The 12890-nt window shown below is 41.4% G+C and carries 12 protein-coding genes; 5 read left to right on the plus strand and 7 right to left on the minus strand.

The features are described 5' to 3' along the window. Positions 1–115: 115 nt before the first annotated feature. From Xmir_RS12275 to rhlE, 3 genes are read right to left on the minus strand one after another with little or no spacing between them, the layout of a single operon-like run. Positions 116–301, minus strand: a complete 186-nt coding sequence (locus Xmir_RS12275; RefSeq protein ID WP_099114530.1) for an aldo/keto reductase — start codon at positions 299–301, stop codon at positions 116–118. Positions 302–318: 17 nt separating this feature from the next. Further along, positions 319–1251 (minus strand): tRNA dihydrouridine(16) synthase DusC, encoded by a 933-nt coding sequence (gene dusC / locus Xmir_RS12280; RefSeq protein WP_099114531.1) that lies wholly within the window; start codon positions 1249–1251, stop codon positions 319–321. Positions 1252–1254: 3 nt separating this feature from the next. Next, positions 1255–2658, minus strand: a complete 1404-nt coding sequence (gene rhlE, locus Xmir_RS12285) for an ATP-dependent RNA helicase RhlE (RefSeq protein ID WP_099114532.1) — start codon at positions 2656–2658, stop codon at positions 1255–1257. Between the two features lie 370 nt (positions 2659–3028). Between rhlE and Xmir_RS12290 the strand changes: the two genes are divergently transcribed. The 5 genes from Xmir_RS12290 (at position 3029) to Xmir_RS12310 (ending at position 8862) form a co-directional block, all read left to right on the plus strand. Beyond that, positions 3029–3706: a transcriptional regulator gene (locus tag Xmir_RS12290; RefSeq protein WP_099114533.1), complete on the plus strand. Its 678-nt coding sequence runs from the start codon at positions 3029–3031 to the stop codon at positions 3704–3706. A gap of 123 nt (positions 3707–3829) precedes the next feature. Beyond that, positions 3830–4840 (plus strand): secretion protein HlyD, encoded by a 1011-nt coding sequence (gene hlyD / locus Xmir_RS12295; RefSeq protein WP_099114534.1) that lies wholly within the window; start codon positions 3830–3832, stop codon positions 4838–4840. A gap of 9 nt (positions 4841–4849) precedes the next feature. Continuing rightward, complete coding sequence (locus Xmir_RS12300; protein ID WP_099114535.1) at positions 4850–6586, plus strand: ATP-binding cassette domain-containing protein; 1737 nt, start codon at positions 4850–4852, stop codon at positions 6584–6586. After that, entirely contained in the window at positions 6583–7743 is a 1161-nt protein-coding gene (locus tag Xmir_RS12305; RefSeq protein WP_099114536.1) for an ABC transporter permease, read from the plus strand. Before Xmir_RS12300 ends, Xmir_RS12305 begins: the two co-directional genes overlap by 4 nt. 12 nt (positions 7744–7755) lie before the next feature. Further along, positions 7756–8862 (plus strand): ABC transporter permease, encoded by a 1107-nt coding sequence (locus Xmir_RS12310; protein WP_099114537.1) that lies wholly within the window; start codon positions 7756–7758, stop codon positions 8860–8862. Positions 8863–8958: 96 nt separating this feature from the next. Here Xmir_RS12310 and Xmir_RS12315 read toward each other — a convergent pair whose 3' ends face one another. The 4 genes from Xmir_RS12315 to Xmir_RS12330 all read right to left on the minus strand — a co-directional run bounded on the left by Xmir_RS12315 (position 8959) and on the right by Xmir_RS12330 (position 12857). Next, complete coding sequence (locus Xmir_RS12315; protein ID WP_099114538.1) at positions 8959–10167, minus strand: MFS transporter; 1209 nt, start codon at positions 10165–10167, stop codon at positions 8959–8961. A gap of 12 nt (positions 10168–10179) precedes the next feature. Next, entirely contained in the window at positions 10180–11460 is a 1281-nt protein-coding gene (locus tag Xmir_RS12320; RefSeq protein ID WP_099114539.1) for a tRNA lysidine(34) synthetase, read from the minus strand. Positions 11461–11524: 64 nt separating this feature from the next. Then, positions 11525–11707 (minus strand): hypothetical protein, encoded by a 183-nt coding sequence (locus tag Xmir_RS12325; RefSeq protein ID WP_099114540.1) that lies wholly within the window; start codon positions 11705–11707, stop codon positions 11525–11527. A 511-nt stretch (positions 11708–12218) separates the two neighbouring features. Next, entirely contained in the window at positions 12219–12857 is a 639-nt protein-coding gene (locus Xmir_RS12330; RefSeq protein ID WP_099114541.1) for a LysE family translocator, read from the minus strand. Positions 12858–12890: the final 33 nt, after the last annotated feature.

Here is a 12890-nt window from a genome sequence, read left to right on the forward strand (position 1 = left end):
ACTGGCGAATGGCAATGAGTCGTTTTATTATTGAGTTTGGTGATCGCCTTGACGGTCATTACTAAGAAATGGCACTTACACAAAATGGTGGACAGGCTCTTTTTGATAGGGTTTTCTATTCCCTAATAGCTTCTCCAATTTCATTTTTATAGGTCGAAGCCGTATCAATCATTCTATAGCCTGTTTCTAGCGCTTTTTTGACAGCCTGTTTTACTTCCGCTTCCTCTTTTGTCTTATATACTCCTAAACCGATATTCAGCATTCCTATACCATTACAGAGTTTTATTGTTTGAGTATTCATAAAAATCTCCTTTTCTTTTATTTGCGCAAGATGATACTGGCGATTTCGGCAGATGTTTTTAATGCCCTGATTTGCATAAATAATACTTCCGCTTCATCATATTCTTTGCGCAAATACCCCAGCCATTGTTTGATACGGGCAACATGATACAGCCCTGTGTCTCCCTGCTTTTCCAAATAAGTATAGTTTTGCAATAACTTGAGCACATCGCTCCACGGCATTCTTGGCTCGTTATATTTAATGACCCGACTCAAGTTTGGCGTATGCAGTGCGCCACGCCCTATCATCACAGCGTCACATCCTGTGATTTTGATACATTCCTGGGCACTCTGCCAATCCCAGATTTCCCCATTGGCAATCACAGGAATGGAGAGACGACGACGAATCTCGCCAATCGCCTTCCAGTTGATACGTTCTGCCTTATAACCATCTTCCTTGGTTCGCCCATGCACGACGAGTTCTGTTGCTCCTGCCTGTTGTACGGCATCGGCAATCTCAAACTGACGTGCATCAGAATCCCACCCCAAACGCACCTTTACCGTCACTGGTAAATGTGCTGGTACAGCTTCGCGCATGGCTTTGGCACCGCTGTAGATAAATTCGGGATCTTTCAGTAATATCGCACCGCCTCCGCTGCCATTTACTGCTTTGGAAGGACAACCACAGTTTAGGTCAACCCCCCAAGATCCCAATTCAACTGCTCTGGCTGCGTTTTCTGCCAACCATTCTGGATACTGTCCCAAAAGTTGAATCCTGACTGGGGTTCCCGATGGTGTACGACTCTGATGATGCAACTCAGGACACAACCGGTAAAAAGATTTTACCGGTAGTAAGCTGTCAACCACTCGCAGGAATTCTGTGACGCAAAGGTCGTAATCGTTGACTTCACTCAACAGTTCCCTCACCAGAGAATCCAAAACACCTTCCATCGGAGCCAGCAAAACGCGCATTAATTACTCTCCCGACACCGGGGAACGCGATACTTTTGTGGTTCGCTGACGCCGCTGACCCGATGAGGTTCCTTGGTTGCGTGAGCGCTCACCATTTGGGTTAGCCTGATGTTTTGAGGATTGACCTTGCTTGCCATTTCTACGTTGGCTACGAGGCTGTTCGCTATGTGAATGGTTGTCGCGGAAGCCATTACCCCGAGCATTATTTCTACGGGGGCTATTATCACGGCTGTTACGCCCGTTTTGGATTGGCTCAGCCTTGATAGAAGGATCTGGCTCATAGCCCGAAATGGCAATGCGCGGAATTTCCCGTTTCAATAACCGTTCAATATCTTTCAGAAGCTTATGCTCATCAACACATACCAGCGATATCGCTTGTCCGGTTGCATCCGCACGGCCAGTACGGCCAATTCGGTGAACATAATCTTCCGCAACGTTTGGCAATTCATAATTGACCACATATGGCAATTGGTCGATATCCAAGCCACGAGCGGCAATATCTGTTGCAACTAACGCGCGAATTTGCCCTGTTTTGAAATCAGCCAGTGCACGGGTTCTCGCCCCCTGGCTCTTGTTGCCGTGGATCGCGGCAGCAGTCACGCCATCTTTATTCAGTTGTTCCGCCAGTCGATTTGCACCATGTTTGGTGCGAGTGAATACCAAAACCTGCTGCCAGTTCTGGTTGCCTATCATGTAAGAAAGCAATTCTCCTTTGCGTTTTTTATCTACAAAATGGATTGATTGATCAATCTGTTCAGATGCAGAGTTACGACGCGCGACTTCTACACTCACCGGATTATGCAGCAACTTATTGGCAAGGCTCTTTATTTCATCAGAAAAAGTCGCGGAAAAGAGTAAATTTTGGCGTTTTGCCGGCAGTTTATTCAATACACGTCGAATATCATGGATAAAACCCATATCCAACATACGGTCAGCTTCATCCAAGATCAGGATTTCAACGCGGGAAAGATCAACAGCATTCTGGTGTTCCAGATCCAGCAAACGCCCCGGTGTTGCCACCAGAATATCCACCCCACCACGCAGTTTCATCATCTGCGGATTAATACTGACTCCACCAAACACCACGAATGAGCGTAATTTGAGATAATTACTGTAATTACGTACATTTTCGCCAACCTGCGCCGCCAGTTCCCGTGTCGGTGTCAGAATCAATGCCCTGATCGGACGACGGCCTTTTGTCTGAATCGGGGATTCACTCAAAAGTTGCAGAATAGGTAAGGTAAACCCTGCTGTTTTTCCAGTTCCCGTCTGGGCACTGGCCAGCAGATCTTTACCAGATAACACAACAGGAATGGCCTGTTGCTGAATAGGGGTAGGTTCCGCGTAGCCTTGCTCTTCAACGGCACGCAAAATATCAGCCTTCAAGCCGAGTGACTCAAAATTCATAAATAAGAAATGCTCCAGACTTCACCATTCCTGATATCAATTCAGGGGCAGTTTTATGGGAAGAAAACAGACGCGCGATAAAACGCAAAGAAATTACACAAACTGCAATGTGCCATAAGCGCGGCATTATAACAGATATGTGATTCCAAACAGCCCTGAAAAGCTAATAATTGGCACGAAATCTCATTGAAAGTGCCCACTTACGAGAATTGACCCAAAATAGGAAAATTATTTTTTATAGGTGTCTATTAAAAAGACAATTTGTGTCAACTTTACATCAACTTACTTTAGTCTTAAAGTTAATCATACGATTGATATATTTACGACACTCTCAGCAATTCTTTTTCTTTATAACAGGATATCCTTTAACATGGCAGCGAAGACGGCTCAGACATCACGAGGCGAACAAGCCAAACAGCAACTCATTGAATCGGCAATAGAAATTTTTGGTAAATCAGGTCTGGATGGTGCCACGACTCGCAACATTGCCCAACACGCGCAACAAAATATCGCGGCCATTGCCTACTATTTTGGTTCTAAAGAAGGACTCTACCTCGCTGTCGTGCAACATATCGCCGATAAGCTAAAATCGGAATTTTCCCCGTTAATCGAATCAATTGACCGTTTTTTTGCCGAAACACCGAAACCCTATCCACAAGAAAAAATTCTGGAATTTATTCATCAAGGCATGGTTAGCTACAACCGCCTGATTTTCGAGAAAAGCAGTATCAATATCAGCCGCATCATGTCACATGAACAACTGACGCCAACAGAAGCTTACAGTGTCATACATGAACAAGGGCTGGCCCCGATTTATTCCCGTATCAATAAGTTAATCGCTAATTATATCGGCGTTGATGAACGTGAGATTTCAACCCAAATCCATACTCACGCCCTATTAGGGGAAATTCTTTCTTTCCGTCTGGCACGGGAAGCCTTATTGCGCCAAACAGGCTGGGATAATATTGGCACTAAAGAATATGAGTTAATTAATCAAGTTTTATCTCAACACATCAACTTATTGCTTGAAGGGTTACGAAAAAAATAAGGCAACAAGAAATACAGCAATAAATAGTTATAGACTCAAAAATGTGCATACCTGATAAATTTCAAATGACAGTTAATCATTTGAAAAATAAGGGTATAAATTGAACAAGGCATAAGGGATAGTATGAACAGTAAAAAGTTTGCTCTTGCCCTATTGGCGCTCATTGTTGTTATCGGTGCTATTGTTGGTATCTATTATTATCAAGAACAAAATGGCAGGGAACTGACCCTGTATGGCAATGTCGATGTCAGAACAGTGAATCTTGGTTTTCGGGTTGCAGGTAAACTGGCTGAACTACAAGTAGACGAAGGTGATGCCATTACTGCGGGACAAACACTCGGCCATCTTGATGATGCTCCCTTTATTAATGCCTTGAATCAATCCAAAGCCGCCCGGGATGTCGCCAAGGCAAATCTTGCCAAAGCAGAAGCGGGTTACCGTACTGAAGAAATCTCCCAAGTGCGTGCAGAAGTGGCTCAGAAAGAATCTGCATTCCGCTTTGCCGATAGTTTCCTGAAACGCCAGCAGGGATTGTGGCAAAGTAAAACTATTTCAGCTAATGATTTAGAAAATGCCAAAACCGGACGAAACCAGGCATTGGCCGCTTATCAGGCAGCAAAAGATAAATTGCGCCAATTTGAAACCGGTTATCGCATAGAAGAAATTGTCGCCGCCAAAGCCCAGCTTAGCCAAGCAGAAGCGGCAGTTGCACAAGCTGAACTCAATCTGAAAGATACCCAACTCACTTCACCATCAGCAGGTATTATTCTGACCAGAGCCATTGAGCCGGGTACAATGCTGGCGGCCGGGAATACGGTTTTTGCTCTATCACTCACCAACCCTGTCTGGATCAGGGCATATATTGATGAGCCGAATCTGAATCAGGCTACCGCAGGGCGGGAAATTCTGATTTATACCGATGGACGGAAAAATCAGCCCTATCACGGCAAAATCGGCTTCGTTTCTCCAACCGCTGAATTTACCCCCAAGAATGTCGAAACTCCCGATTTAAGAACGGATTTAGTTTATCGTCTGCGGGTTATTGTTCTTGATCCTGATGAAGGCCTGAAACAGGGAATGCCTGTTACCCTGCATTTTGCTGGTACAAATTCTACTGAAGCCAACAATAAGTAAGGCGATAACATGAGCAGTTCAGCTTATACGATCAAACTGAACGGCGTGGAGAAAACTTTTCCAGGATTGGACGCTCCTGCTGTCTCCCATCTACGGGCAGAAATTCAGGGCGGATCTGTCACAGGGCTTGTCGGCCCTGATGGCGCAGGAAAAACCACGTTGATACGAATGCTGGCCGGATTATTGAAACCTGATAGCGGCAATATTGAAATCATGGGGCTTGATCCCATCAAAGATAGTGTCCAAGTCCGTTCTGAACTCGGCTATATGCCGCAAAAATTCGGCCTGTATGAAGATTTAACTGTCATGGAAAATCTCACTTTATATGCCGATTTACGTGGTGTACTTGGCGAGGAGCGCAAAGCCACATTTCAAAAATTACTCACCTTTACGGATTTAACCCGTTTTACTGAACGTCTGGCGGGAAAATTATCTGGCGGCATGAAACAAAAACTGGGGCTTGCCTGTACTTTACTGGGTAGCCCGAAAGTTCTGTTACTTGATGAACCGGGCGTGGGCGTTGACCCTATCGCCCGCCGTGAATTATGGCAGATGGTACATGAACTCGCTTCCGAAGGAATGCTTATCCTATGGAGTACCTCTTATTTGGATGAAGCCGAGTTATGTCGTGATGTTTTGCTAATGAACCGGGGTGAGTTGCTCTATCGCGGTCAGCCACAAAATTTGACTCAGAATATTGCCGGACGATCTTTTTTACTTGATGTTAAACAGGGCGACCGACGCAAAACGCTCCAACATGCCCTCATCCTGCCCCAGGTGACTGATGGCGTGATTCAAGGCAGATATGTTCGTTTAATCTTAAAAGAAGAAGCAGATAAAAGCGTATTACTCCAACAAATAGGGCTATCCGAAGCCAATATTCTTGAGGCCGAACCGCGTTTCGAAGATGCTTTTATCGATTTGCTGGGCGGCGGCCCATCCCACCGTTCCGAATTGGCTGAAATAATGCCTCAGATTCCGCCCAATCCGACAGAAACCGTGATAGCAGCCTGTAACCTGACTAAGAAATTTGGGGATTTTGCCGCCACTGATTATGTGGATTTTCAGGTGAAACGCGGGGAAATTTTTGGTCTGTTGGGACCAAATGGTGCCGGAAAATCCACAACGTTTAAAATGATGTGTGGGTTGATGATCCCCACTTCCGGTAAGGCGCTGGTTCTGAATATGGATTTAAAAACCAGCTCAGGCAAGGCGCGCCAACGTCTTGGCTATATGGCTCAGAAATTCTCGCTCTATGGCAACCTGACGGTTGAGCAAAATCTTAAATTCTTCTCCGGTGTTTACGGGCTGAAAGGCCGGCATCAGAAAGAAAAAATGTCAGATATGATCCAGGCCTTCAATCTTGGGCCAATTTTGCAACAAAAAACAGATAGTCTTCCGCTCGGTTTTAAACAACGCCTTGCCCTTTCCTGCGCATTGATGCACGAACCTGACATTCTGTTTCTGGATGAACCCACTTCCGGTGTCGATCCGCTGACCCGCCGTGAATTTTGGCTCCATATCAACGGCATGGTAGATAAAGGGGTTACCGTGATGGTAACAACCCACTTTATGGAGGAAGCAGAATATTGTGACCGTATCGGGCTGGTATTTCGGGGAAAATTGATTGCAGCCGGAACCCCTGATGAGCTGAAAAAATTGGTTGCCACGGATGAGCGGCCTAACCCTTCGATGGAAGATACGTTTATCGATCTCGTGGTGAATTACGATAAGGAGCCACAATGAGCCGTTCTGAACATGCAGCATCCCAAAAAGCCATCAATTTCTCATGGCGTCGATTGAAGGCTCTCTGCATCAAAGAAACTAAACAGATTATCCGCGATCCCAGTAGCGCGTTGATTGCGGTGGTGATCCCGCTGATGCTGTTATTTATTTTTGGCTATGGCATAAACCTTGATTCCAGCAAACTTCGCCTCGGTATTCTGATGGAGCAGCAAAGCGAAGATGCCCGTGAATTAGTTCACGCATTTACGGGATCGCCTTATATTGATGCCACCATCAGCGATAATCGCCACTTCTTAATCAAGAAAATGCAAGAGAACCAAATTCGGGGCATTATCGTCATTCCGGTAAATTTTGATGCCCTGCTTGCCCGCGCAGATAGCCATGCGCCTATTCAGGTCATTACTGATGGCAGTGAACCCAATACCGCCAACTTTGTTCAAGGTTATACCAAAGGTATCTGGCAAATCTGGCTCCAACAACGGGGACAAAACCGGGGTGTCTCAACCACGCCATTGATTGATACACAAATCCGCTATTGGTTTAATCCTGCTGCCATTAGCCGGCACTTCCTCATTCCCGGGGCTGTTTCCATTATCATGACCGTCGTAGGCGCCATTCTCACTTCACTCGTGGTTGCCCGTGAATGGGAACGCGGAACTATGGAGGCGTTACTTTCAACCCAAGTCACCCGAACCGAATTACTGCTCGCCAAGTTATTGCCTTACCAAGTTTTAGGCTCTTTTGTCATGGTGCTTTGCATGATATTCACGGTTTTTGTACTGGGTGTTCCTTATCGTGGCTCACTTTGGATATTGGCGTTAGTCTCCAGTCTCTATCTTGCCACTGCCTTGGGCATGGGGTTATTGATCTCAACTCTGACGCGCAATCAGTTCAATGCAGCGATGATTTCCCTTAACGCCGCTTTTTTGCCTGCCATTATGTTGTCTGGCTTTGTTTTCGAAATAGACAGTATGCCGGTACTTATTCAGGCTTCGACGTATATCGTCCCCGCGCGCTATTTTGTCAGTGGCCTACAGACACTTTTTCTGGCGGGTAACATCGGTACGGTATTAATCACAAACCTGCTCCTGCTGATTGCCAGCTCCATCGTTTTTATTGGCTTAACTGCGTGGAAAACTCGTCGGCATCTGGATTAAAAAGGAAAGAGCATGTTTCATCGCCTGTATACGCTAATCATGAAAGAGTTGCAGTCTCTTCTGAGAGAGCCGCAAACACGGAATATTTTGATTTTACCCGTCATTCTGCAAATGATCTTATTTCCATGGGCAGCAACGCTGGAAGTCAAAAATGCCACTATTGCTATTTATAATGAAGACAAAGGGCAGGCTTCGATTGAATTAACCCAACGGCTGGCAAAATCGAAAGCATTTCCTGATGTTATTTTACTGACCAGTTCGCAAGAAATCCGTCCTACACTGGATAACCGCAAAGCGCTGTTATTGGTGCGTTTTCCTCAGAACTTCAGTGCCAATATTGCCGCTCATAAACCGACATCAATTCAAGTTTTGCTGGATGGGCGTAATTCAAATAGTGCCCAGATTGCCGCTAACTATATCCAGCAAATTGTGATGGATTATCAGAAACAGTTATTGGGGAGTGCCCCTGGTTTCAATAACAGTGAGCTAATCATCCGTAACTGGTATAACGCCAACTTGGATTATAAGTGGTTTGTCGTGCCATCGCTGGTTGCCATGATTACCACGATTGGCGTTCTGATCGTCACGGCTTTGTCTGTCGCACGTGAGCGGGAACAGGGAACGCTGGATCAATTGCTGGTTTCACCATTAGCGACATGGCAAATTTTCCTTGGCAAAGCCATTCCGGCACTGGTCGTCGCCACTATGCAGGCAACCATTGTTTTACTGATTGGAATTCTGTGTTATCAAATCCCCTTCGCTGGTTCATTATTGCTATTTTATGGCTGCATGTTGATTTATGGATTATCTCTGGTTGGTTTCGGGTTGCTGATTTCTGCGGTTTGCTCCACCCAACAACAGGCATTTATCGGCGTGTTTGTGTTTATGATGCCGGCGATTTTACTTTCCGGCTACATTTCCCCAGTCGAGAACATGCCCGTCTGGCTGCAAGATATAACATGGATTAATCCAATCCGGCATTTTACTGATATTACCAAACAGATTTATTTGAAAGGGGCAGATTTATCCGTCATTTGGCCGAATTTATGGCCTTTGTTGATCATTACTGCGACGACGGGGGGGATCGCTTATCGGCTGTTCCGCAGTAAGATTGCTTGATGAAAATGCAAATAGGAAAGAGAGCAGGATGTGGATAAGTGGTGTTCTCTTTCCTCGGTTTCTCCCTTACTCTCCCGATTTAAGAGCTAACATTCTTTAGCTATTGTGTTTTTCCTGAACTTTCTGACTTATTTTTCCTGTGATAAGTAATGATCCCATTGCTGAAAAAGCCAAAAAACATAAGATAAAATTCACTGAAATTATAGGAATTAAAGACATAATGACAACGCCTAATAAAGATTGATAACTACGCGATATGACATCTGATGCAGCAATAATCTCAGCCAAATACTCAGGTGGGGTCAACTCTTGACCCGAAGCATAAAGCGATATTCTGAGAAAAGACAACCCCAAAAATAATATAAAGCTCCCTATACTATAATATAGCAATTGAAAATCATGATACGGATAAGACCAAAAAATACACCCTAAAGAAACAAAAAAAGCCCCCAGGAAAAAAGAAAGTCTGATTTTCTCCAAACTGAAAAAACGCCCTGCAATAAAATTCCCAAATAACAAAGACAATGCAGAGATAAATGAGAAAAAGGCCAATACATCAGAATAACTAATCATAAAAGATAAGTCCACAAAGCTTGTCATTTTAGAGTAGTCCATTGTTATAATATATGTAGAGATAATTTGATAAGAAATCATTGAAGTTAAAATACTTATCCTAAAAAAAAGAATATTCCTCTGCACTGGTTCTTTTAAAAGATATTTTAATCCAATAAGCCTTTGATTGTTATTTTTTGAGTCTTTTTCGTCTCTCCATTCTGAGACGCCGAAGATAGTCAAAGTAGAAATAAGAAAACATATTGATTCAACAACAAAAACCTGATTTAAAGAAACAAATTTAATCAATAAAGCTGCAAAAAAGGGAGAAAATAAAGTCAACAAACTATACAATGATTGTTGCTTCGATATAAATTTTATTCTTTCATCAGACCCAACAAATTTTTGATAAGCTACGCTCCTTACTGCTATATTTAATCCAGAAAAAAATGAAATAAAAAAGGCGATAATAAAAATGTTGTAAATATCATTCACAATGATAGCTAACAATATTATAAAAGCTCTGATAGAATCAGAAAAAACACAAATCCATTTCATATTAAGATATTTCATTAAATAACCAGTAAGAAAAAAAACAAGTAAGCTGCCAAGCAATCTTATTGATATAAGCAAGGAGGTACAAGAAGCGGAGTGAGTTATATTGAAAGCCAATGTTAATAACGCCACTTCACTTACCCCAGAACCAAACATTGATATAACATCAGAGGTTAACAACTTGTTTTTGTTTTCCATTTTTTTCTCTTGTTAGTTAACTTTTCTTACCAATGAAATTTCTCCTACTTCTATTAAGTAAGAACAGTGACTACAAACATGTTTGTATTTTCTATTATCTGTATCATCACCGTAGGCATGTGTATATGTGATTCCACAATTATTACAAACATCATATTTAGGTCTGGCTATAGCGTAATTTTTAGTCAATCTTTCAAGAGACTCAAAAAAATTAAAACCCAATCCAGGCCATACGCCTGAAAGGAGATCTGCGATAAAATAATTAATATCTCTATTATGATCACCACGATCATAATCAGTAGGAGATCCCTGTTTTGAATGCCTTTCTGGAGCAACAAATTTCAAATAGAGTGTTAACTCTTTTTTTGTTATTGTCCAGAGCGGTGATACATGAGTAAATTCCCCCCACGTTTTTAATGGTACAGATTCACCTAATAAGGTTCCAAGAATATATGTTCGAAAAATACTTGTGAATAAATCTTCAAAATGATACCCAAAAGAAATATTATATGTATTTCTTTCTCTTGCAAACTTTTCTATACATGCCCTCATGATATGGTGCCACAGAGTAATAGAATGACCACGTCCTTCTGTTACCAAAACCTTTTCTATTGCATGTTCAAAACCATGTTTAAAATTCATAGTCTTGTTAATATATTCTAAGGGAAGAATTGTATAATCCTTAACACCTAAGGTAATTATGGCTTCTGTAGCCACGTTAACATCTTCTGAAGAGGCTGCTGTATCAGCCACAGTAACCCCTATCAAATCATGGATTGGTAACTTATCTTTATTCCTTCTTAGTAAATAAAGTAAAGCTAAACTATCTCTTCCTCCTGAAAGTGCAAGCACGATCTTATCTCCAGAAGTAATGAGATTTTTTTCCAAAACTCCCTGAACAAACATATCATCTATGTAATTAACAAAACTATCTTTATCAAACTGTGACTCCTTAAGATCACAAATACCATTATCATTAAACCAAAGAATACGCTTAGTATAAATTGAGTCAGCATTTTCTTTTGTTGTTTCTACTCCTGAATCTTCCCATAATCTTAATGTCCTACAATATTCTGGTAGTTGATAAGCTCTAACCATATCTAAAACAATTTTATCATTTTTATTAATAATATAAGTTTGATCATCTACAATCTCTCCATTGACATAACTGATAACAGAATCTTGAGGTATGTAATTTATTTTTAAAAACTGCCTAAGTGGAATGTCAATATCAGTTTTAATTATATGAACTTTATCTAATCTATCTTTAAGCAAAATAGTTGCACTTTTCATAAAAACCTCAGTTAATATAATCAAATAAAGCCTGCTTAACAGATAGTAAGCAGGCTTAATTTATTTAAATATGAGCAACCGTGTCACTAACACTCATTAAAAGACCAGCATCTCGTTTTATACGTCTTTTAATCATTTTATTAATTACTCTAAAACTGATTTCATCAGAGGAAACAACAAATAACTTAATAGGCTCTGATTTTCTAGAAAATACAGGCTGATAGAGTTTTTGAGCTGTAGATTTCATACTTACACTCTCCACGATAAAAATATAATGCAATACGACCAACTAGGATGGTCTATTTAAATATACAAAAAACAAAATCAAGATTTCAATCAACAATAAGTAAACAGATTTAATTTTTTTCAAAAAATGAAAATTTTAATCCACATATAATTCATGAAAATAAAAATTAAATTAATATATAAATTAGCAATATAAAAAAGAGAAGAGAAAAATATTTCTTCTTATAAGGTAATAGTGAATTATCAAAATAACTGTTACTCATATTCAGTTTTCATATCTTCTCATGTTATTTACTCCCTTAAGTTGCTGGTAACAAACTAAGTTAGTATTTAGTATGGACATCTTACGGGCAAAACCCACAGGAACGATCACCACCTCCATAGAAGGTGGTTTTAGAATGACAATAAAACGACGAATTATTTTAATGTAGTTTAAAATGTAAGTTTTGTTCTTATTTCCGTAAAGAATCCTTATTTATCAATACCGGAATTCTGATACAATTAATGAAAACTTATACAGACATAAACAATAGCCTGATAGCAAATCCGATCAAAACTAATCCCATAACTCGTTCGAACCAATAGCCCTTTTGTATAAATTTTTGTCTAATCATAAAATTGGAAAAGATTATACTGACCAATACAAACCATATCGCATTGATCATACACATCCATATTCCATAAATGATTTGTACCGATATCGGCGTATTACTACTTACCACAGTGGTAAAGACAGCCAAAAAGAACAAAGTGGCCTTGGGATTAGTCGCATTTGTCATGAATCCCACCAGAAATGCTTTCCATCTACTTTGCAGAACCTGCCCACCTCCCTCAGCTTCTAAAGCAGTAGGATCGGCAGGTTTACTCCTAATAAAATTGATGCCAAGCCAGATGATGTAAATCCCTCCTACTAATTTTGCCAGCTCCATCAACCACGGAGTGGCATGCATCAGTGCACTAATACCTACCAACGTATAAATAACATGAACCGATATTCCAGCCCCTATACCTACTGCCGTACATATCCCAGCCCAACGACCAAACCGTACACTCTGCCGTATAGTGACCGCAAAATCTGGGCCTGGTGCCACTACCGCCAAAAAATGAATTACTGCTAATCCTAAAAATTCACTCCAATAGTGATGTAACATGTTAACTCCAAAATGACAGCGGATTCGCTGAAC

It is taken from the genome of Xenorhabdus miraniensis (assembly GCF_002632615.1).